At 52.5% G+C, this 22,703-nt stretch carries 18 protein-coding genes; 15 read left to right on the top strand and 3 right to left on the bottom strand.

Going from position 1 to position 22,703, the window contains the following annotated elements; translation table 11 throughout:
• The first annotated feature begins 11 nt into the window (after positions 1 to 11).
• From DNH61_RS16475 to DNH61_RS16425, 11 genes are all read left to right on the top strand, one after another.
• On the top strand, positions 12 to 908 hold the full coding sequence (locus DNH61_RS16475) for a carbohydrate ABC transporter permease (protein ID WP_111147786.1): 897 nt from the start codon (positions 12 to 14) through the stop codon (positions 906 to 908).
• A 91-nt stretch (positions 909 to 999) separates the two neighbouring features.
• Entirely contained in the window at positions 1,000 to 2,655 is a 1,656-nt protein-coding gene (locus DNH61_RS16470; protein WP_111147785.1) for an extracellular solute-binding protein, read from the top strand.
• A gap of 150 nt (positions 2,656 to 2,805) precedes the next feature.
• Positions 2,806 to 4,359: a response regulator gene (locus DNH61_RS16465; RefSeq protein WP_111147784.1), complete on the top strand. Its 1,554-nt coding sequence runs from the start codon at positions 2,806 to 2,808 to the stop codon at positions 4,357 to 4,359.
• Positions 4,360 to 4,387: 28 nt separating this feature from the next.
• The gene (locus DNH61_RS16460) at positions 4,388 to 6,151 is read left to right on the top strand and encodes a sensor histidine kinase (protein ID WP_111147783.1); all 1,764 of its coding nucleotides are present in this window, start codon (positions 4,388 to 4,390) and stop codon (positions 6,149 to 6,151) included.
• 72 nt (positions 6,152 to 6,223) lie between these two features.
• Positions 6,224 to 6,976: an ABC transporter ATP-binding protein gene (locus DNH61_RS16455; protein ID WP_111147782.1), complete on the top strand. Its 753-nt coding sequence runs from the start codon at positions 6,224 to 6,226 to the stop codon at positions 6,974 to 6,976.
• Positions 6,969 to 7,715 (top strand): ABC transporter permease, encoded by a 747-nt coding sequence (locus DNH61_RS16450; RefSeq protein ID WP_111147781.1) that lies wholly within the window; start codon positions 6,969 to 6,971, stop codon positions 7,713 to 7,715. Before DNH61_RS16455 ends, DNH61_RS16450 begins: the two co-directional genes overlap by 8 nt.
• Positions 7,716 to 7,853: 138 nt before the next feature.
• Positions 7,854 to 9,518, top strand: coding sequence for an ATP-binding SpoIIE family protein phosphatase (locus tag DNH61_RS16445; protein WP_111147780.1), 1,665 nt, complete (start codon positions 7,854 to 7,856; stop codon positions 9,516 to 9,518).
• A gap of 45 nt (positions 9,519 to 9,563) precedes the next feature.
• Entirely contained in the window at positions 9,564 to 11,276 is a 1,713-nt protein-coding gene (locus DNH61_RS16440; protein WP_425452260.1) for a methyl-accepting chemotaxis protein, read from the top strand.
• A 102-nt stretch (positions 11,277 to 11,378) separates the two neighbouring features.
• Positions 11,379 to 11,636: a YqkE family protein gene (locus DNH61_RS16435; protein ID WP_111147778.1), complete on the top strand. Its 258-nt coding sequence runs from the start codon at positions 11,379 to 11,381 to the stop codon at positions 11,634 to 11,636.
• A gap of 14 nt (positions 11,637 to 11,650) precedes the next feature.
• Positions 11,651 to 12,193, top strand: a complete 543-nt coding sequence (locus tag DNH61_RS16430; protein ID WP_111147777.1) for a hypothetical protein — start codon at positions 11,651 to 11,653, stop codon at positions 12,191 to 12,193.
• A 251-nt stretch (positions 12,194 to 12,444) separates the two neighbouring features.
• Entirely contained in the window at positions 12,445 to 13,986 is a 1,542-nt protein-coding gene (locus DNH61_RS16425) for a catalase (RefSeq protein WP_245948226.1), read from the top strand.
• 153 nt (positions 13,987 to 14,139) lie between these two features.
• Here DNH61_RS16425 and DNH61_RS16420 read toward each other — a convergent pair whose 3' ends face one another.
• Positions 14,140 to 14,616 (bottom strand): glutathione peroxidase, encoded by a 477-nt coding sequence (locus tag DNH61_RS16420; RefSeq protein ID WP_111147775.1) that lies wholly within the window; start codon positions 14,614 to 14,616, stop codon positions 14,140 to 14,142.
• A gap of 149 nt (positions 14,617 to 14,765) precedes the next feature.
• Between DNH61_RS16420 and DNH61_RS16415 the strand changes: the two genes are divergently transcribed.
• Positions 14,766 to 15,212, top strand: coding sequence for a MarR family winged helix-turn-helix transcriptional regulator (locus tag DNH61_RS16415; RefSeq protein WP_111147774.1), 447 nt, complete (start codon positions 14,766 to 14,768; stop codon positions 15,210 to 15,212).
• Between the two features lie 32 nt (positions 15,213 to 15,244).
• Here the strand turns inward: DNH61_RS16415 and DNH61_RS16410 are convergent, their stop codons facing one another.
• The gene (locus DNH61_RS16410) at positions 15,245 to 17,284 is read right to left on the bottom strand and encodes a methyl-accepting chemotaxis protein (protein ID WP_181438747.1); all 2,040 of its coding nucleotides are present in this window, start codon (positions 17,282 to 17,284) and stop codon (positions 15,245 to 15,247) included.
• Between the two features lie 395 nt (positions 17,285 to 17,679).
• On the opposite strand from DNH61_RS16410, the gene DNH61_RS16405 reads away from it, so the two are divergent.
• From DNH61_RS16405 to DNH61_RS16395, 3 genes are all read left to right on the top strand, one after another.
• Positions 17,680 to 18,786: a GIY-YIG nuclease family protein gene (locus DNH61_RS16405; RefSeq protein WP_111147772.1), complete on the top strand. Its 1,107-nt coding sequence runs from the start codon at positions 17,680 to 17,682 to the stop codon at positions 18,784 to 18,786.
• A 127-nt stretch (positions 18,787 to 18,913) separates the two neighbouring features.
• Positions 18,914 to 19,903, top strand: a complete 990-nt coding sequence (locus tag DNH61_RS16400) for a hypothetical protein (protein ID WP_146241062.1) — start codon at positions 18,914 to 18,916, stop codon at positions 19,901 to 19,903.
• Positions 19,904 to 20,033: 130 nt separating this feature from the next.
• The gene (locus tag DNH61_RS16395; protein WP_111147770.1) at positions 20,034 to 21,005 is read left to right on the top strand and encodes an aldolase catalytic domain-containing protein; all 972 of its coding nucleotides are present in this window, start codon (positions 20,034 to 20,036) and stop codon (positions 21,003 to 21,005) included.
• A gap of 74 nt (positions 21,006 to 21,079) precedes the next feature.
• Here DNH61_RS16395 and DNH61_RS16390 read toward each other — a convergent pair.
• Positions 21,080 to 22,635 (bottom strand): IS3 family transposase gene (locus tag DNH61_RS16390; RefSeq protein WP_111145361.1). Its coding sequence is split into 2 segments (ribosomal slippage): positions 21,080 to 22,005 and positions 22,005 to 22,635, totalling 1,557 coding nucleotides; the frame shifts between segments, so codons are not numbered across the junction.
• Positions 22,636 to 22,703: the final 68 nt, after the last annotated feature.

Here is a 22,703-nt window from a genome sequence, read left to right as displayed (position 1 = left end):
GCGATCGGGTCGTGCTAAAATTAAGCTTCGGCGATCGTGTGATGCACGTAACGATTTATATTCTGCTTGCTCTCCTGGCGTTCACAACGTTCTACCCGTTCTGGAATGCCGTTGTCATTTCACTTAACAGCGGCATGGACACCGCCCAGGGCGGCATCACGTTCTGGCCCAGATCATTCACCTTCGAGAATTACGCTGTCGTCCTTAACGATTCGCGCCTTGTGAACAGCTTCTTCATCTCGGTATTGAGAACGGTCGTTGGAACGTTCGCGTCCATCATGGTTACGGCGATCTTCGCATACGGGATTTCGAAGAAGGAGCTGATGGGACGCAAGTTCTACATGGTGCTCTGCATCATCACGATGTACTTCAGCGGCGGACTGATTCCATCCTACCTGCTGATTCGTGAGCTGGGTCTCATGAACTCCTTCTGGGTGTTCGTCATTCCGTCGCTCGTAAGCGTATGGAATATGATTATCTTCCGCACCTTCTTCCTCGGCCTGCCTGCAGGTCTGGAGGAATCCGCGAAGATGGACGGCTGCGGCAGCTGGGGGATTTTCTTCCGGATCGTCCTGCCCCTGTCGGGGCCGGTCGTGGCAACCTTGGCGCTGTTCACCGCCGTGTACCACTGGAATGACTGGTTCCTGCCGAGCATCTACATCACCAATGAGCAGCTGCTGCCGATTCAGACGATGCTTAAGCAGATATTGAACTCGAACATTATGTCGGAGCAGATGTCCCAGCTTGATTCAGCCGCTCAGGGCCAGATGGCCAAGATGCGCAGCGTCACGACGAAGTCTTTGTCCATGGCGACCATGGTCGTCGCTACACTGCCTATCATTATGGTGTATCCGTTCGTTCAGAAATACTTCGTAAAAGGTGTGCTTGTCGGCTCCTTGAAGGAATAGTACCGGGTTCTAAGCGCAAGCTTTGACCATAGATGCAGGTCTGCTTCATCCCAACATTTTCGATTCAACGATAAGAGAGGGGTATTACGGTATGAAGATGAGAAAGAAGTTTATCACGCCCATCGTGTCCGCAGTTATGGCGGTATCGCTGCTCGCCGGCTGTTCCGGCGGCAATAACAATGCACCTCAGAATACCGGAAGCACGAACAGCGGCAGTGAGACTGTCAGCCAGAAGTTTGAGCTTGGAGCACAGCCGCTTGATTTTAGCTTCTATGGCCACTATGACTGGTACACGATGCCTCCTTGGGGCGAAGATGCATCATCGAAGTGGATCAAGGAGAACAAGCAGGTTAATATCAAAGCGATTCATTCGGGCGGCAGCGCTGCACAGAAGCTGAACACGATGATCGCAACGAACGACCTTCCGGATGTCATCTGGATGGAGCGCGGCTCGGATGTAGAGAAACTGCGCCAGGCAGGCATGCTGGTGTCCTATGATGAATACCTGGATAAATACCCGAATTTGAAAAAGTGGCTAGGAGATGCAGGTATTAACATGCTGCGCTCAGAGGACGGCAAGCTGTACCAGTTCCCTAACTGGTATACGAGCCAGCCGAACGGAAACGCCGGCTATGTCGTCAACAAGAAGATCTATGAAGAGCTGGGCTCTCCGAAGCTCGAAACTACAGATGATCTGTACGAATACCTGAAGCAGGTAAAGGCCAAGTATCCTAATGTCACGCCGTTTGAGCCGCATCTGGCCAAGGATGGACAGGGACTGGATGTTCTGTACTCTGCCTTCAAGGAAGACAACCAGAAGTTCCCGCCAATGCGTGCGGTGCCTAACGGCAGTGAGCTGACCTCCATCTTCACGGATTCGGCTTTCCGCGAATCGATGCAGTATACGGCCAAGCTGTTCCGCGAGCGTCTGATTACACAGGATGCCATGACCCAGACCCTTGACCAGGTAACGGAGAAGGTAATGACGGGCAACGTAGCCGTGTTCGCAGCGGCAAGCCCGACTGATATGGCGATGCAGGCCCACGCGGAGCTGACAGCGAAGGATAAGGACGCCGGGTACTTTATGATATGGCCGGTCCACAAGGAAGGTCTGGATAAGAACAAGATCTTCCCTGGCACCTATACGCAGCTTGGCTGGAACGTGATGGTCATTACGAAGAAAGCCAAAGATCCGGAAGCGATCTTCGCCTTTATGGATTGGTACACCAGTCCGGAAGGCCAGAGCGTCCTGATGTGGGGACCACCGGGACTGTACTGGGATGGTGTTGAAGAAGACGGCTTTACGCCGAAGTTCACCGAGAAGTATGTAACGGAAGCGGATGAGCTGGCGAAGCTGCAGGGTACAACGATTAACATGAACTGGCTGGGCAATACTGTATTCGTAGATGGCACGAAAGCAAAATATGAAAGCACGCTGCCTGAGGAACAGCGCAACTGGTCTACTCGCTGGCAGAATGAAATTACTTGGAAGACCCAGTCCGATGCTACCGAATTTATCAACCTGGACCCGATGCCTGAGAGCGAGGAAGGCATAATTCGCCAGCGCATCGAAGATATCTTCCTGGAAGCCCGTGCGAAAGCATTGTTCGCGAAGAGCGACGAAGAGGTTCTGTCGATTCTTGACCAGGCTCAGAAGGATGCCGAGTCTGCAGGCTATGACAAGCTTCTGAAGTTCAAGACCGAGAAGTGGCAGGGGAATTTGAGCAAGATGGCAGGCAATTCATAGATCGTCCTGAGCGGCATCGAGCAGCAATTCATCTACATGCAGCAGGAATGAGAGGGTATACTTTCAAAGTATACCCTCTTTGCGCAGTATGCTTACACTGCGAATTGCTAAACTGATATGGACTCATCGGATAGGAAGGGAGTGCGGCCGATGTACAAGGTGCTTCTTGCAGATGACGAACGGCTGGATCTGGAGGGAATGAAAACCTTTATTCCCTGGGGGGAACTGGGTATGGAGGTTGTGGAGGGGGTTACCAATGGATTTGCTGCCTGTAAGGTACTGGAGGAGCAGGCCGTAGATATTCTTGTCACCGATATCCGGATGCCGAATATGAGCGGTCTGGAGCTGGCGAAGCGGGCAGCGGAAATTCGCAAGGATATTAAAGTGGTTTTCGTCAGCGGGTATCAGGATTTCCAGTATGCGAAGCAGGCACTGAAGCTGAATGCGTGGAACTATGTCCTAAAGCCGATGGATGACCAGGAGCTGATCGATTCGCTTAGCCAGATTCGGAAACATCTGGATGAAGAACGCAGCAGGGAAGCCGCATATTCACAGATGGAGCCGCTTATGAGGAACGAATACCTGGAGCAGTTGTTGGAAGGCATTTATAGTGATACCGTGCGTATTAAGCTTGAACAGGATTACGGGCTGGGCTCATTCGCATGGCCGGCTTGCGCAGCGGTACTGGAGATGGATGACCTGGCCTGGAAGCTTATCCCGGCAAGCGATAGCGGGGACAGGGCAGTTACCGACTGGATGCAGCAGGTCACATCCCTTTGCAGGAAGCATGGAATCGACTATGTCTGCAGGCTGAGCCGCAAGCGTGCTGCACTGCTGCTGCAGGAGCAGACCGCTGTGCCGGTCATCGAAGAACTGCTCGCTTCTATCAGGGCGACCTTCCCCTTCACCATGACAGCGGGCCTTGGCGCTCCCTGTGTCAGGCTGGTAGAGGTTCAGGGCTCATACAGGCAGGCGGTGGAAGCGCTCGATTATAAGATGTTTCATGGCAAAGGGAAGCTGATCCAAATCGGAGATGTGCGGCGGACCGAGAAGGAAGATATCAGGCATCTGGATGAACGTCTGGAAGCGCTCTTCTCCGCTATGACGAGATATGAGCTGGTAGCGGTTCATGATGAGATTGAAGCCTTGTTTCAGGCTGCCCGCAGCCTGAAGACGGGATTTACGATCCGCAGCTTCACTCTGAACATCCTGATGAAGCTGGATCAGTATCTGCATACGATGAATGAAGATCTGTTTCAGCTTCTCGGTATTGAGTTCAACAAGCTGGACATTATTATGCAATTCGAAACCATCCAGGATATCCAGTCCTGGCTGAGACGTCAGGTTTACGAGCTGTCGGAGCTGCTCCATAAGAAGAAGCAGAAGAAGAACTGGAAGCTGGTACAGGATGTGCAGCGGTATGTAGGGGAACGGCTTGCGGATAACATCACGCTGAAGGATGCGGCGGAGCATTTCTCGTTCTCTCCCAACTATCTGGGACAGCTGTTCAAGGAGGAGACGGGACAGAATTTCAGCGAATATCTGATTGCTCTCCGAATGGAGAGGGCAGGTGAGCTCCTTCGCCAGACGAATCTCAAAATCTATGAAATTGCTGAGCAGGTCGGGTATCGTTATTTGCCCTACTTCAGCAGGCAGTTCAAGGAAACCTATGGCATGACACCGATGGAATACCGCCGCTCCTAACGTTCTGAACGATATGAGGGGGACAGCTATGAAACCGAAGAGCAAACGTGATTATGTCCCTTTTGGCCATAAGCTCATGATTACCTATTGTGTGTTTATTATTATTCCCGTGCTGCTGGCAGCTTATATGGCGAACATGATTTTCGTGGAGTCCGCACAGGAGAACGCCCGGGAGAACTACCGGAGCATGCTGAGCCAGGTGAAGGACAATATTAATTACCGGATGGACGATGTAGCGAATGTCTCAAGCATGCTTTACTTTGACACGAGGCTGGCCCTGCATCTGCGGCAGAGCAAAGGCGGTTATGAGAGCTACGCTTCCATGACAGAGTATGTGCTGCCGAGAATCCAGAGCACACTGGATGCGGCCCATAACAAGATGCATTTGACTGTCTTCATGCACAATGAGACACTTCCGGAGATCTACCACGCCTACCCGGGCGGCAATGCGCTTAGCGGAATGGGCTCGGTTTATGACTTTTACCATATCGATAGACTCCATGGGAAACCCTGGTACGAGACTTTTCCGGCTGAGCAGTATGGGGCCACAATGGAATGGAGACAGGTGGAACGAGATGCCGCGCTCGGTCAAATTTCCCTGCTCCGCCGGCTCATTGAGCCGAATGATCCGTTTGAGCTCAAGGAAATTGGTTTTCTCCGTATTACGACCCGGATCAGCGACTTGTTCGAAAGTCTGGAGGCCGGCCGGCTTGCGGAGGGGTCGAGCATGATGATTGTGGACGAGCAGGGAGTCATTGTGACCTCTTCGGGCGGAACGGTTCTTCAGCCGGGTCAGCCGCTGGACCAGCGGAGCCTGGACGATTACATGGTTGTAGAAGAAAATCTGAACCGGCTGAACTGGAAGCTGATAGGACTCTTGCCAGGCGACATTACGGAGGCAGCTACTAGGCAGGTTACAGGCTGGACGATTCTGATCGGCCTGCTCTGTTATCTTATATTCGCGATGGCCGGACTCTACATATCCCGCTCCTTCGCCCGCAAGGTGTCTAAGATTGTCGCTGTGCTGGATGCATTCCGGGAGGGGGATTTTCACAAGCGGATTCAGTTTAAGGGCCGGGATGAATTTACGCGCATCTCACTGGCCTTGAATGATATGGGCCATAACATACAAGAGCTGATTGAGGAAGTCTATTTGTCGAATATCCGGAAGAAGGAAGCGGAGCTTGAGTCGCTGCAGGCGCAGATTAATCCGCATTTTCTGTACAATACGCTGTCCTCCATCAGCCGTCTTGCCAAGTTTGGGGAGGTGGACAGACTGCACCGGATGGTGCTCGATCTGGCGAAATTTTACCGGCTGTCTCTGAACGAGGGCAGGACGGTGATTCCCATCAAGCATGAACTCGAACAGATTGAAGCGTATATGAGCATACAGAAGACCAAGTTTGGCGACGGCATGACCGTCTGGTATGAGATTGATCCGGACATTATGGGCTATGAGACCATCAAGCTTATCCTGCAGCCGTTTGTGGAAAATGTTCTGGAGCACGCATGGTATGGTGACCGGATCAATATCCGGATAACAGGTGCCGCCATGGAGGAACGGATCGTCTTCCAGGTGATCGACGACGGGCTTGGCATGCATCCGGATACGCTGCGGCAGCTGCTGGGCCCGCCGGGGAACGTATCGATCGGCTACGGGATTGGCAATGTCGATCAGCGGATCAAGCTGCATTACGGCCAGCAGTACGGCGTGCACATCACCAGCCGGCTCGGTGCAGGAACAACTGTGGAGATTACAATCCCGAAGCGGGTATCTGCGGGACAGCCGTAAACTTGCACCAGCTGCGGCCGTTCCTGTTTAATAAGAGATGATGGTTTACGCTGCAGGAAAGGATTTGATCAGATGACTCCGCTACTTGAACTGCACCAGCTTGCCAAGCTGCAGTTTGACAACAGGGAAGAATATCTGTTCCGCCCTATAACCTCCAAGGTAGCGCAAGGAGACAGAATCGCGGTTATTGGAGCCTCGGGACAGGGGAAGAGCACGCTGCTGCGCATTCTGGCCAGACTGGAGCGCCCGGACGAAGGGTATATGTCTCTGGATGGTGTGAGTGATAAGGATTGGAAGCCGGCGCAATGGCGGAAGAAGGTCTGCTACACGGCCCAGCATCCTGTCATGCTTCCGGGAACAGTGGAGGATAACTTGCAGACGGTCAGCAGGCTTCACAGCCTCCCGTTCGATGCACCGGCAGCCAAGGGATATATGGGCCAGCTTGGCCTTGGGGATCTGGATTGGAAGAAGGAAGCTTCCAGTCTGTCGGGAGGCGAGAAGCAGCGGGTAGCGCTGGTGCGTTCACTCCTGCTGCAGCCGGATGTCTTGCTGCTGGACGAATTCACTGCTTCGCTTGATCCTGGCAGCAGAGAGGGAGCGGAACTGTGCGTCCGCCAGTGGGCGGACACGAGCAAGGCGGCTGTGGTGCTCATCAGCCATGACATGGAACAGGCCGAGCGGATGTGCAGCGTGGTATGGTTCATGGCAGGCGGCGAGCTGCTTGAAGCCGCGGATGCCGGCCGCTTCTTTGCGGCACCGGAGACGGAAGCCGCCAGGCAGTTCCTGAAGCGGCACGCAGGGGAAGGAGAGACGAAGAATGTCTGATTACGCACTGGCTCTGACTCTTGTGTTCGTCGGCATTACGATGCTGCTCTCCATCCGGCAGAAGCTTGGACTGGAGAAGGAAATTGTGGTGGGAACTGTCCGGTCTGCGCTGCAGCTGCTTCTGGTTGGCTACATACTTCATATCGTGTTTGGAAGCAGGCATCCGCTGCTCATTATGCTGATCATCACGGTTATGATCGCGGTGGCGGCCTGGAACGCCGGCGGCAGGGCCAAGCGTGTTCCCCGGATACGTCTTGCTGTGGCGCTGGCACTGCTTTGTACGGAAAGTGTGACAATGGCTGTCCTGCTGGGACTTGGGATTATTGAAGCGACCCCCAGGTTTATTATCCCCGTCAGCGGCATGACCATTGGCAGCTCCATGGTTGTGTCAGGGCTGTTTCTCAATCAGATGAAACGCGAGACCGAATCTTCGAGGGGAGAGATGGAAGCCTATCTCGCTCTTGGAGCGACGGTCCGGCAGGCTCTGGCCCCTTCGGTGAAGCGGGCGGTCCGCAGCAGCATGATTCCAACCTTCGACAGCATGAAGACGATCGGGCTTGTGCAGCTGCCGGGCATGATGACGGGCATGATTGTGGCTGGAGCTGAACCGATTGAAGCGGTCCGTTATCAGATCCTGATCGTATTTGTGCTGGCTTCGGCAGCAGCGATTACGGCTATGCTGATGGGGTATATGAGCTACCGCTTGTGGCTGGACAAAGAAGGAAGGCCTTATATTTGACGGCATGGCTGCTTAGCCCGAGACCAAGGGCGAGGCAGCTTTTTTGGCTAAATATTGATAGACATAAAACGACAAATCCATTACTATTGATACACTATTCGTTATTTATAATAGGTCTGATTTACCTGTGGGGGGCGCATGGAGGAGAAAATTACACCGCTTGGCAAGCTTGTTTTTGCCAGCAAAGAGGAAGAGAGCAACCGGCTGCATGCGCTGCATAAACTGCATCTTCTGGATTCTGAGGATGAAGAGTCGTTTGACAGAATTACATCCAGTGTAGCGCAAACGTTTCGGGTCCCTATCTGCCTCGTATCGCTAATTGACAAGGACCGCCAGTGGTTTAAATCCTGTGTAGGCCTGCCGTTTCGGGAGACTGAGCGGGAGGCTGCCTTCTGCCAATATGCGGTTGCTTCCAGGCAGACGGTTGTGGTCGAAGATGCACGTGATGATGGACGCTTCGCCCATAACCGGCTGGTGACAGTCCAGGGAGGCATCCGCTTCTACGCCGGGGCGCCTCTGATAACGGGTGAAGGGCATATTCTGGGTACGATTTGTATTATAGACGAGCAGCCCCGCGCGTTTTCTATCGAAGAACAGAAGCTGCTTGAGCAGCTGGCAACCTGGGTCGTTTCAGAGATCCAGCTGCGGGAAGCACTTGCTGTGCAGCGGCGAATGAAGCAGGAGCTGGAGGAGGAGCTGGCGCTCGCTGGCAGGCTGCAAAGGCAGCTGTGTCCGAAGCCCTTCCTGGACGGACGAGTCACGATTAAGGGGAAATCAGTAGCGGCAGCAGTTGTGAGCGGGGACTTGTTTGACTTCTTCTGGGTAAATGAAGAGCGTATCTTCGGTTATGTGGCTGATGTAATGGGACACGGCGTGGCGACGGCCCTTCAGGCTTCCGCTGTGAAGGTGCTAATGGGCCAAGCTTCCGGCATGACGGGCGGATTGGACGAGAAGGTCGGATGGGTTAACAAGGCTGCGAAGGATTATATGCCCGAAGATTATTACTTCACCGCTCTCGTGTTTGAGCTGGATCTGCCGGCCGGAGAGCTGTCTATGGTCCATGCAGGAAATCATATTTTCTGGCACGATACGCCGGATTCCGGATGGAAGCAGCTCCGTTCACCGGGCATGATGCTGGGCTTGTTTGAAGACGTGCCGTTCGAGACCGTGACACGCCGGCTTGCTGCCGGGGACCGGTACATGCTGGGCACCGATGGCCTCTGGGAGTTTATGCTGGAGTCGGGAGAGACTGATGTTGAGCGGCTGTATGAAGACCTGGAGAACGGCAGCAGGTTTCGTGATGACCGTACGGCTGTCTATATCGAACTGCCTCTCGTTGAAGGGGAGATAGGACAGGATACTGTCCGATCAGCCAAGGGGCGGAAAAAGAGAAAAGTGCATCTGCAGCAGGTTCTGAACCGGGAAGCGCTTGACTCGGAGCTCCCCGGCCTGCGTATGTCGATACAGGCAGCGCTGCTTGATGCATCGGTTGAAGGGATCGCCATGGAAGTAGCAGTGAATGAGGCACTAAACAATGCTGTGGACCACGGTCAACCGGATGGCAATATCTCGGTAACGGTCACCTCTTCCGAGGCACTGGTCGTATGCCGGATTCGCAGTGAGCGCTGCGGAGTACAGGCAGTCTCAGCAAGAGCCGGCATTCCTGCCGCGGGCAGTGGTTTGCCGGGTCGTGAAGAAGAGAGGGGCAGAGGCATTTATCTAATGCGTTCCCTGACGGACCGGGTCAAGTTCAGCCGGGATGGCTGTGAAGTGCTGCTGGCCGTTCGGCGTAACAAAGCGTAACGAATAATAGAAGTCTTGGTAGAGACATGAAGGTGAGTGGACTTGTTGAAGCATCTTAGTTTAAGCATCAAATGGAAATTGATTGGTTTCATTATGCTGATTGTGCTGCTGGGCAGCAGTGCAATCGGCTATTACGCCGTTACCCATGCCAAGGAAGAGCTGCTTGGTGCGGCTCATCAGAAGCTGCAGTCCGATCTTAATACAGGCAAGCTGATGCTGGACACGCTATACCCGGGAAGCTGGAGTGTACGGGATGGGATGCTGTACAAGGGCGATGTGCAGCTGAATGATAATTTTGATTTTGTTGACAGGTTCGGAGAAGAGACGGGTGACACCGTGACGATCTTCCTTCACGATACCCGGATCGCGACAAACGTGAAGAAGGAAGACGGTTCCCGGGCCGTCGGGACTCAGGTGTCTGAGACAGTTGCTGACGTCACCCTGGCCAAGGGAGAACGGTATATCGGAGAAGCGAATGTGGTCGGTCAGATCAATCAGGCGGCATATGAGCCGATCCTCAGCGAGCAGGGGGAGATTCTGGGGATATTCTACGTTGGTGTTCCGAACAAGCCTTACGATCAGTCCATTGATGCGTTTAGAAACCGGATTATCATTTTCATACTCATCCAGCTTGCAGCTGCTGTTGTGATCGTATGGGTTGCTGTAGCCCGCCGCGTTAAACCGCTGGTGAAGAGCACGTATATAGCAGAGCAAGTATCGAAGGGGAATTTGCGGGTTGAGCTGCAGGAATTCAAATCTTCCGATGAAATTGGCCGGCTGTCTTCAGCGATAGGGACCATGACCATGAATCTGCGCCAATTGATGCAGGACATCAATGGACAAGTGGCTTCTTCTGCTGACCAGGTGGCCGCCTCGGCTGAGGGAATGTCGTTGTCGCTTGAAGAGCTGACCCAGTCCTATAACGAGGTGGCGGGCAGCACCAGGCTGGTGGCTGGCCAGGCCGAATCGGGCAATCAGGCCGTTCAGGAATCGTCGCAGGTGCTGCTGGAGCTGTCCTCGCTTATCCAGATCGCGAATAATAAAGCGTTAGCGGCGCATGCGGACTCTGAACGTACGCTGGAGTCAGCCCGTCACGGAGCTGTTACAGTCAAGTCCACGATTCAGCGCATGAACGCTATTCAAAGCCAGACATCTGACACCGAGGAGCATGTACGTACGCTGGCCGACTATTCAAACCAGATCGCCGCGATTGCTTCCACCATTACGGATATCGCAGGCTCGACCAATCTGCTTGCGCTGAATGCTTCTATTGAAGCTGCAAGAGCGGGAGAAGCCGGCAGAGGATTTGCCGTTGTGGCGGGTGAGGTACGCAAGCTGGCGGAGCAGTCCAATAAGGAAGCGGCTGAAGTGAATGCCCTGACCGGCAAAATAACGGCATCCATTCAGGCAGCGGTTCAGTCCATTATGGAAAGCCGTAAGGAAGTCGAGCAGGGCAGCGGTTCGGCCGCGGCTGCCGGTGAAGCGCTCGAGAGCATCCTTCGTGCGGTTGAAGGAACGGTTGCCAACATTTCCGACATTATGAATGTGACGAATGAGGAAGTGGCTAGCTCCGAGAAGATCATTAAATTGATCAACGATGTAGCGACAACATTGGAGTTGACTCTCGAGCGTTCCCGGGAAGTGATGAACGTGACGGAGGTTATATCCGGTGAAGTGGAGAATCTCGCAGCAGGCTCCGAAGAGCTGACTGCCATGTCTGGCGAGCTGAAGGCGAGCCTCGCTAAGATTAGCGTGTAGCTCATAAGCCGCTTAAGGCTGGCGAGTAATGCTGGGTTAATCTCACCGTTTAAAATCCAGCTGCCTTACTGGTATAATGAACGGAACGGGGAGGATGAGCATATGGCTAAGAAAAAGCACGGCGCCGACTCTCAGCGCCCGAGCGGAGACAAGCCGGCAACACTTAAGGATCTGCTGAGTGCGGATACGATAAATCAGTTAAAAGCACAGGCTGACAGGCTGCAGGCGCAGGCCGATCAGCAGAAGCAGGAAGCTCTGAAAGCCGCAGAGGAAGCTAAGAAAGCCGAGCAGAAGCGGCTTGAAAACGATTTTGAGTATCTGCTGAATAACAGCAAGCTGGATTGGAAATCGCACAAGTAACGGAGGTGCACTGCGTGGAGAATGGAATGCAGAGCTGGCCAGATTCGGAAACGGAAGCCCGCGCATTGTTTGAGGCGAACCCGGATTATGTATTTGAACCGCGTCTTACGCTGCACATTGAGCCGGAGGCAGCCGGATTCTGGATCAGCTTCAGCTCAGAATGGGGCGGAGCGCTCTATCTCATGGATGAGACGAATCGCAAGCGCTACGAGAACGGGATGATCGGCGAGCAGCACTATGAATATGCCAAGCGCTCCTACCGGCTGGGCTTGATTAGGCTTACTGAGCTTCATGATAGTCTGGCGGCTTGGCAGTCCGAAAGCGGGCAGGGGTCTTATTCGTTTCGTATGCATACGCTTGACTGCTTCTTTATACCGGCTTACCTGCAGGATTATGCCAAGATGCATCCGGGCAGGAAGGAGCAGTGCGGACAGATTGTTCAGCTGATCAGGGACAAGCTGTCAGAGGATGGAACGCTGGAGGAGAAGGCCCGGTCTATCGAGGTACTGGCTGCAACTTACATCAGGCACTTACAAGATTTGGCGAACCAATCGTAATCCATAAAGCTGACGGCTGGGAAACCGCCTGTCTGAAGAGCTAGGCAGCTGCATGCTGCATGGCTCGCAGACAGGCATTTTTTTGTTGGGAACTGACAAGCTTTTTGGGAGCCCTCTGCATAAAAACGTTCCTCAGGGAAAAAATGGTACTGGCTGACAAGTCAAACCGTTTAGATGGAGGTCATAGCATGGATTACGATAAGGTAAAAGGCAATCCAGTGGCGGGCACCGGCGGACCTGGTGACGGGCGCATGGGCACGGGAGAAGGGGAATTGACACTTACGAACCGCCAGGGTCATCCAATCAAGGACAACCAGAATGTCAGAACGGTAGGCAGCCGTGGTCCGACCACACTGGAGAATTACCATCTGCTTGAGAAAATTTCACACTTCGACCGGGAGCGGATACCCGAGCGGGTGGTACACGCACGAGGTGCAGGCGCGCATGGTTACTTCGAGTCCTACGGCAAGGTTGGCGATGAGCCGGTGTCGAAATATACACGTGCCAAGCTGTTCCAGGAGCCGGGCAAAAGAACGCCTGTGTTCGTCCGGTTCTCAACAGTTGTCCACGGCGGTCATTCGCCTGAGACACTCCGCGATCCAAGAGGATTCGCTGTTAAATTTTATACCGAAGATGGCAATTGGGATCTTGTGGGGAACAATTTGAAGATATTTTTCATCCGCGACCCGCTGAAGTTCCCGGACATGGTCCACTCGTTCCGGCCTGACCCGGTGAACCAGCTGCAAACTCCTGAGCGGATGTTCGACTTCTTGTCCAATACGCCGGAAGCCACCCACATGGTGACCTTTTTGTTCTCTCCTTGGGGCATCCCTGCGAATTACAGGCAGATGCAGGGCTCGGGGGTTAATACATACAAGTGGGTGAACCAGCAAGGCGAGGCCGTTCTCGTGAAATATCACTGGGAGCCCCTCAAGCAGGGTATCAAGAACCTGACCCAGAAGGAAGCGGATGCCATTCAGAGCACCGATTTCAATCATGCCAGCCAGGATCTCTATGACGCTATCGAGAATGGGGATTACCCGGAATGGGAGCTGTGTGTGCAGATTCTGCCTGACGGGCCGAATGAAGAACTGGATTTTGACCCGCTTGATCCGACCAAGCTGTGGGATCACGAGAAGTTTCCGTTTCTGAAGGTCGGGAAGATGGTGCTTAACAAAAATCCGGAAAACTATTTTGCCGAGGTTGAGCAGGCGGCGTTTGGTACAGGGGTTCTTGTAGACGGATTGGACTTCTCGGACGACAAGCTGCTGCAGGGACGGACCTTCTCTTATTCGGATACCCAGCGGTATCGTGTGGGAACGAATTATCTGCAGCTGCCGGTCAATGCGCCGAAGAAGCGGGTGGCAACCAATCAGCGTGACGGTCAGATGACCTATTTTGTGGATAAGGCACCGGGGCAGGACCCTCATGTCAACTACGAGCCTTCCACGATCAACGGACTGAAGGAAGCAGACCGCAGCGGGGCAGAGCATGAGCCGCATTATGATGCCAAGATGGTGAGACAGAAGATCGACCGCACGAATGATTTTGCCCAGGCAGGGGAGACGTACCGCCGGTTTGAAGAGTGGGAACGCGAGGAGCTGGTATCGAACCTGGGCGGTGTGTTAAGCGTATGCCGTCCGGCTATCCGCGACAAGATGATTGAATACTTCACGAACGCGGACGCCGACTATGGAAGGCGGGTATCAGATGCGCTTGCGAAGGCGCTGGCTGAAGCCGGACAAGGCGGGCATGCGGCGGATGGCAAGGGCACACGCACCGACGGTTACTAAAGACAGGCTGATGTGAATAGACACAAGAAGGGGCTGTCTCCCGGGTTATCCCTGGTGAGGCAGCCTTTGCTTCAGGCAGATGAACCAGCAACAAGCCGCAGGCTTTTTTCCTGAAGGAACAATGCCTGCGGCAGATTCAATGGAAACTTGCTGCTACAGAAGGGCCTTGATATCGTCCTTAAGCGATTCAGGAGCGTCTCCGGGAGCGAAACGTTTAACAGCCTTGCCTTCACGGTTTACGAGGAACTTGGTAAAGTTCCATTTGACAGCCTTGGAGCCAAGGATTCCAGGAGCTTCTGCGGTCAGGTGCTTGTATAGAGGATGCTGATCGGAGCCGTTGACATCCACCTTGGCAAACATAGGGAACGTGACACCATGGTTAACCTTGCAGTACTCTGCGATTTCTTCTTCGCTGCCAGGTTCCTGGTTCATGAATTGATTGCAGGGAAAACCGAGGATCTCCAAGCCTTGTTCATGATAGGCTTCATACAGCTCCTGAAGTCCTTCATACTGCGGCGTATACCCGCATTTGCTTGCGGTGTTGACGATCAGCAGCACCTTTCCTTTGTAGTCGGCCATAGACTGCTGTTCACCATTAATGCGTGTTACCTCGATATCATAGAATGACATAGCTAATCCTCCCTCGTCTCGTTCATTTCTTCAAATAAAATTGTATACAATTAAAATACGGCTGTCAAATCCTATCAGGGTGCACAGCTCAACATAATTTGATACAATTAATTCAATCAGCCATGCTTGACCACATAATGGAGGTTCTTATGAACATAGATGAAATACTGAAGCTTGAGAACCAGGTTTGTTTTGCCGTATACGCTTGTTCCAGAGAGATCACGAAGCTTTACAGGCCTATTCTGGAGGAATATGGCCTGACATACACGCAGTACGTCACGATGCTGGTCTTATGGGAGCGCGATGGTATTACCGTTAAGGAGCTCGGAAGAAGGCTGCATCTGGATTCCGGCACGCTAACACCGCTGCTGAAGAAGCTGGAAGCGGCGGGCTTGGTGACGCGAACAAGGGACAAGGCTGATGAGCGGAATGTCGTGATTGACCTGACAGAGAAGGGGCACGGCATGAAGAAGAGCGCGGCTGCCGTACCTGGGCGTCTGTTCAATGAGACAGTGGTAGACGAAGCCGATATCGTGGCGCTTCGCAACCTGATAACAAGAATGCTGGCCCGGATCAGTCCGCAGGATGCGGATTAATCGGGCCAGCTGTAAGATAAGCTTGGATGAAATTATAGTTTGAACTTCTCTACAATACCGGCCAGCTCTTCTGCTGTTTCGGAGAGATAAGCGGCAGAAGCGGATATCTCCTGCATGGAGGCGATCTGCTCCTCTACCGACGCGGAGACGGCTTCTGTACCGCCTGCGTTAGTTCCGGCGATCTGGATCACATTGTTAATCGACTGGGCCATAACACCGGCAAGGGCAGAAATTTCCGCTGTGATGCTGCTTAGCGTGCCGCTCATGTCGTTCAGAGGAGCAACAGCCTGTTCAATGCCTTTGAAGTGACGGTCGGTTTCCTCGACGATCCGGATTCCTTTGCCAACCTCTCCAACAGTTTGTTCCATAGATGATACGGCTTCAGCCGTTCCGCTCTGGATTTCCGTTATCAGCTGTTTAATAGAGCCGGTCGAATTGGAAGTCTGCTCAGCGAGCTTGCGGATCTCGGCAGCTACAACCGCAAATCCCCGTCCGTGCGCACCCGCGCGGGCGGCTTCAATGCTGGCATTAAGTGCCAGCAGGTTAGTCTGGCCCGCGATTTCCTGAATAACCTTAACGATGGCTTCAATCTGCCGGGACTGCTCGAAGAGGCGGCTGATTGTGGAGGACTGCTGCTCGGCAAAGCTGTTGATAACATCCATCTGCCGGACGACCTCCTGAACGCTGCCTGTACCTTCAGTCGATCTGCTTCTGGCCTGCTCGGTCAAGCTGGCAAGCTGTTTCACACAGCCTTCTATCTCGCTCATCCGCCCGGTTATAACGGCAATCTGCTCATGGTTATAGCTGAGCATTTCTTCCTGCGTGGTGGCGCCTTCATGGATGCCTTGAGCAGAATCCGCGATATGCTCGGTCGCCTTGGTTGCCTGTTCAGCGCTTGCACTAAGCTGCTGGGAGGAGGCGGCGAGCTGGATTGCTGTCTCATTAATCCGTCCCATGCTGCCGTGAATGCTGTCAGCCATGCTGTTGAAGCTTCGGCCAAGCTTGCCAAGCTCATCATTGCTGTTTACCGGTATACGTGCAGACAGGTCTCCCTGGCTGATCGTCTCTGCCGTGTGGATCATGATGCGCAGTGTCTTGAACAGGCCGTACAGAATAAATACGATCAGGAGCACAGCGACGATGATGGCTGCCGTTACAATAATAACCGTCTGGTTAAGAATCGGGCTCGCCTGCTCGGCATACTCGTCAGTTAACATGGTGCCGCTTATTTTCCAGCCGGTAAGCGGGTTGGTCACATAAGCCAGTGCCTTCGGAGCACCTTCGCTTTCGTAATTGAACTCACCTTCATCTCCGCTGAACAGCGTTTCAATATAGGACTCATCGACAACCTCTCCCTCGGTAAGAGAAGGATGGTATACCGTCTTGCGCTCGCTGTCGAAGATCATGGCATAACCCTCGTTGCCGATGCTTATGGAATGGGTAAGCCCTGTCAGCTCTTCAATCTTGACCTCGCTGCGGATGACACCTCTTCCATCGGCTACAGCCTTCGTGATACCGATTACAAAATCACCGGTAATCAACGAAACATACGGCTGCGACACCAGCGGTGTGTTGTTTTCCATGGATGCCTTGAACCAGGCCTGCTCACGAGGGTCTCCCTCGCCAGCCCATTCCTTGCCCTGAACATTCCGGTAGTAGCTGTTCGTTCCGACAAATTCAAGACTGGAGATCATCGGATGCGTTCTCCAGAACGGTTCGAGAATATTACGCTGGAGAGTTGCGCCTGCCCCGGTGTACGTCTCTTGTGTAATAAGAGAGGCGATGTAGTCGACGTTGGCCATTTCGGCGCTTGTGAACTGTGTGATGGTGGCATTCAGCAGCCGTACATTCTCATAGGCGCCATTAGCCATCTGCTCGCCAATCCCACTCTTGGCTGTCTGGTAGGATAACGTACTGATGGTTAATACCGGGACCAGCAGAATGACCGCGAAGGTAACGCTGAGTTTCGTGCGCAGCGACCAATTGCGGAACGGTACACGCTTAATTGTAAAACCGCTTACATCTTTAGGGTTGTTTTTCGGGCCTTGCTGTTTTGTCTCCAGTTTCTTCAACTTTTTCATAAGGCTGCTTGTCTTGTTTGTTAATGTTTTTGTTAATTTGGTGAAAGGATTCTGTTTGTTTTTCAAGCCGGTTCCCCCCCGTGAGCTGTACGTCTAAAAAAATACTATATCCTTGTTATCGGCAGCAGGAAGGGATCTTTGAATAGAAGGAGGGAAAATTAAACCTGTTTTTTTATGAACAAAGGTATTGACATATACCCACACCAATTAATGAATTCCCTAATTATCAAGTCCCGCAATATATGCTATAGGTCCGATAGCCGCAGCATGGTTCATTTGGTACAATGGTATACGAACGTATATTCCTTGTTTGTGAAGTTCTTGTATGACCGACCGTTAACAGAACGAACTTGCACGTGCAGCATGATTGGGAGGGAATCAGCTTTATGCAGCCGTTTCATTTTGAGCCGTCCCGGTATCCTGAGCAGCCCGGCTGCTATATCATGCGTGATGGGGATGGGCGGATATTATATGTAGGCAAATCGAAGAAGCTCCGGAGCCGTCTTCGTTCTTATTTTTACCAGAAGCATGACAGGAAGCGCATCCGGCAACTTGTCGGCGAGATTGCGTCAATTGATATTATACTTGTCCATAATGAAGCGGAGAGCCTTATGCTGGAGAACAATCTGATCAAGCTCCATAAGCCGCCCTACAACCGGGCGCTGAAGCGGGATAACAGCGGATACGCCTATCTCCGGATGACAGGCGGTCCTTATTCCAGGCTGGATGTTTATTACAGGGACCGCCGTGCTGTGAAGGAGGCGCCGGAGCTGGAACAAGGTGAGGAAGAGGCGGGGGAGATGCGTTTTGGTCCTTTTGCAAGCGCCAGGTTCCGGAATGAGGTTCTCGCTTTTATTAATGACCATTATCGCCTTCGGACCTGTACCACGATGCCGAAGCGTGTTTGTCTGCTCTATCATATCGGGCGATGCAGCGGCATATGTGAGGGCATGATCAGTAAAGAAGCTTACCAGGAAGCGGTGCGCTCGGCAGCTTCTCTCCTGTCTGGCGGCGGTGCAGGCCTGATCAGAGCGATGGAGAAGCAGATGCATGAGTATGCGGAGCGGATGGAGTTTGAGCGGGCGGCGGACATGCTGCGGCATATTCGGATATTGCAGAAGAACCCGGACAAGCAGATCGTGGACCGTGAATCCGGCAATAACCAGGATATCATCCATTTCGGCCATGGAAACGCACTTGTCGGACAAGTCCGGAAGGGGATGCTGGTCGGGTTTGGACAGACCGCAGCTGTTCCGGAGCGTCCGGGGGAGTATGACCGGTTCGTGCTTAAGCATGCGCTGGAGAATCCCTGCGATGAGATTATCGTGAACAGTCTGGATGATGTTAAGAATGTAAGGAGCGCGCTGCGCAGAGCTGGCATAAGGCCTCCTGTGATCACGCTGCCGAAGAGGGGGCTGAAATATGACCTCCTGCAGCTGTGTAAGGAGAATCTGGAATACCAGCTGGCATGTGCAGCCGCGAAAGGACTTTAGCAGTTAAGGGAATTTCCGCTTGCCGCCCGGGCAGCAGTGTCCGTAGGCAAGCGGAACATTTTCCGCCAGGGATACGTATATAACCAGAGGCTGTTGAATGAAGGGCTCGAAGGAAGGAGAAGGATCTATGGTGAAGGTCAAAATGCGCCAGGCAGTTATCCTGAGTATACTTGCAGCAGCAGTCCTGCTGGGCGGCTGCAGCAATAATACGGCAGATAAGCAGGTGAACAAGGAGGTAACGGAGCCGGCGGAAACCATCAATGATGCGGTAGAAGCCGAGATGTCCTCAGAGGAGCTTCTCCGTGAATTCGACAAGGTTGTCAGCGAAGCGGAGACAGCCCTGCAGGTCAGACAGTTTATTGATGAGCATATCGCACAGGCAGCTGTGGAGGATGCGGATATCATGGTGCGGGGGCTGTTGGATTACTATGAGAAAAATCTGTCCGCGGCTGAAGCGTCTGTAAGTGAATCATCGCTGCAGATGGCCCTGCTTCAGGCGGATTGGCCAGTTGAGGGGGACAGTCTGGAGCAGCTTGAACCCCCTCACAGAAAGCTTGTTCAAGCCCTGCAGGACGGCGGTTATAAGCTGGAAACCCAGGAAGGCTATATCTACCCGGTGGTGGATTATGGCTCGCTGCAGGAGTACAAGCCTTACATAACGGAAGAATTAAGCGGCTATATTGAGGTAAAGGCGCTCGAATCAGACCAGCGGACCGCAAGCGATGCGGCTATTGTCATCTCATGGGATGAGCTGGCCGGCCGTGCCCTTGCGGCAGAGGAATTCGTAAGGAAGTATCCCGATTCTCCGGAATACGAAGAAGTGCTTACCCTGTTGGAGCGCTATATGGCGGTCTACCTGCAGGGCCTTGATAATACGCCAATCTATGATTATCAGACGCTTGGTCTTGAAGAAGATGTGAGGGCCAGCTATACCAAAGCCGCGACCGAGAAGCCTGAAACAACGGTAGGCACCATTGTGAAGGGGTATCTGGACGTGCTGAAGGCGGCTGACTACCAGGTTATGACCGGCAGCGGGGTTGATCAGCAGCTGGTACCTGAGGTGAAGGCTTATCAGGAACGCTTGAAGCAGATGATATGGGACCATCTTCCGTCGTAACATATGCGGGTAAGAAGGGGAGGCGCCCCCCTCGGGAAGATTTGGGCAGACTGGCAAAATTGCTTTGCGTTCAAGGCTTGTTTCAAGTATGATGGATAACAAATAATTGATCCTAAAGGAGTTATTCCGTATGCACGCAAAGACAAGCCATTGCAAGATAGTCGATTGCACGATCCGCGACGGCGGACTCGTGAATAATTGGGATTTTAGCGTGGAGTTCGTTCAGCATCTCTATAAGACGCTGAACGAAGCCGGCGTTGACTATATGGAAATCGGGTACAAGAACTCGCCGAAGCTTCTGAAGGGTGCCGACTCGGCAGGGCCATGGCGGTTCCTGGATGACGAGTTCCTGCGTACGGTTATTCCGGAGAAGAAGAACACCAAGCTGTCTGCTCTGGTTGATATCGGCCGGGTGGATGAGAATGATATCCTGCCTCGTGAGCAGAGTCTGCTGGATCTGATCCGGGTAGCCTGCTATATTCAGGATGTCGATAAGGCACTAGAGCTGGTGAGGCTGTTCCATGAGCGCGGCTACGAGACTACGATCAATATCATGGCGCTGTCCAATGTGATGGAGAACCAGCTGGTCGAAGCATTCGAGCTGATTGAGAAGAGTGTCGTGGATGTGGTCTATATCGTGGATTCCTACGGCAGCCTGACTCCGAACGACTTCAGCTACCTAGTGGACAAGTTCAAGCAGCATGTGCCAAGCAAGAGGCTTGGTGTGCATACCCATAACAATATGCAGCTTGCGTTTGCGAACACGCTGATTGCAGCTGAGAAGGGTGTGGAGCTGCTGGATGCTTCCGTCTACGGTATGGGACGTGCGGCAGGCAACTGTCCGACCGAGCTGCTTGTGGCCAATCTGAAGAATCCTAAGTATGATCTGCGCCCTGTGCTTGATATGATCGAGAAGTACATGATTCCGCTTCGCGAGAAGGAAGAGTGGGGTTATATTATCCCTTATATGATTACCGGCATGCTTGATGAGCATCCGCGTTCCGCGATGGCGCTGCGTGCCTCCGATAACAAGGATAAGTCGGTCGACTTCTATGATACATTAACCACCCCGGAAGTTTCACAGGGCAAGAGCAAGGAATAATGAGGCTAACAATAATGGCGCCACAGGGATGAACTGCACCCCGTCAAGTAGACAGTACAAAAAATAAAAGTTAGTTAAACGGCCTTCGTCCTGAATTCTATGGGGCTGAGGCCGTTTAGTTTTGCCTGTAACCGTTCATTATTGTAAAAGTGAATGTAGTCATCGATATCCTTCTTTAGTTCCTCATATGTGCGGTAGGTATGCAAATAATACTTCTCACATTTTAGGGTTCCCCAGAAAGACTCCATCGGACCGTTATCAATGCAACGGCCCACTCGGGACATACTCTGCGTCATATTAGCCTTGTCCAGCATTTCTTTGAACCTCAGTGACGTGTACTGGTAGCCACGGTCGCTATGAATTAAAGGCTTGCTATTAGGGGCTGCCTGTAAAGCCAAATCCAACGTTTGAAAGACGAGAGGATTATTATTCGAGTGACCAAGTACATAAGAAACAATCGATTTATCATGAAGATCGAGGATGGCACTTAAATAAGCCTTCTGGCTATTGCCATACTTAAACTCCGTGACATCTGTAACCCACTTTTCATTCGGCGCTTCCGCTTGGAACTTGCGGTTAAGCACGTTCTCAGCTACCTGCTGCGGCGTAGAACGCTCATACTTCTTTTTCTTTCTGCGGATGACGGACTGGATTCTCTTAATCCTCATCAGTCTTTGCACTCGCTTATGATTAATCGGATGTTGCCATTCTCGGCGCATATGTAACGTTAATTGCCGGTAACCAAAGGTGCCCTCAACTTTCTCGTACATGGACATCATCATCTCTGTCAGCTTTCTATTCTCCAGCTCACGTGAGCTAGGTGTTCGATTAAGCCACTTGTAATAGCTCGACCTCGGAATCCCAGCAACGCCGCATAAAAGCTGTATGGTCATTGACTCTGTGCGCTGGACAGCTTGAATGGCAAGGTAGATGTTCTCTTGCCGATGTTGGCTTAGGGACACCTCCTTTCGAACTCCTGTAACTTTTTTAAGAAAGCATTCTCCGCCCGGAGTCGCTCGATTTCGTACTCCAGTTTCTTCATCGCGTACTTTTGTTCATCGACTTCCGTTAACTCTTCAGGCGCCTTGGCACGCCCTCTACCATCCTGTAAAGCATCCTGTCCGCCTTCTGCATACTTTCTCACCCATCCGTATACTTGCTGGTAAGAAACCTGGAATTGCATTGCTGTCTTCGTGTAGTCTTGTCCATTCGCAAGGCAATATAGGACGATGTCGATCCTCTCTTGCCATGTTGTCTTACGTCCCTTGGTCATAGCTGTTGTTCCCCCTGTACAGGCTTTTAAGCTGCTATGACCAGTATACTTCTTAATCCAATTGAAGAGCAGCGCTCGACAAGCGATCCCGTACTTATCGATGACTTGGTTCTGTGACAATTTCCCCTCCAAGTAATCCTTAACCGCTTGATGCTTCAGCTCTTCGGAATAACTACGGTTGTGTTTACGGACCTCTAGTCCCTCAGTACCATACAACCGATAACGACGTTGCCAATTCGCAAGCGTAGACATGGCAATGCCATACTTCTTAACAGTTGCCCTCACTCCAATATGACCAGCTTCGATCTCTTGAAGGATTGCCAATTTTTCTAAAGCGTTCAGTTTATTTCTAGGCATGAAAAATGCTCCCTATACAGTAAACAGGTTTTTATTTTTCACCTGTCTACCGTATGGGGAGCATATCA

The sequence above is a fragment of the Paenibacillus sambharensis genome (assembly GCF_003233845.1).
GTDB classification, from domain to species: Bacteria; Bacillota; Bacilli; order Paenibacillales; family Paenibacillaceae; genus Paenibacillus_I; species Paenibacillus_I sambharensis.
This window is presented reverse-complemented; position numbering and strand designations above follow the sequence as displayed.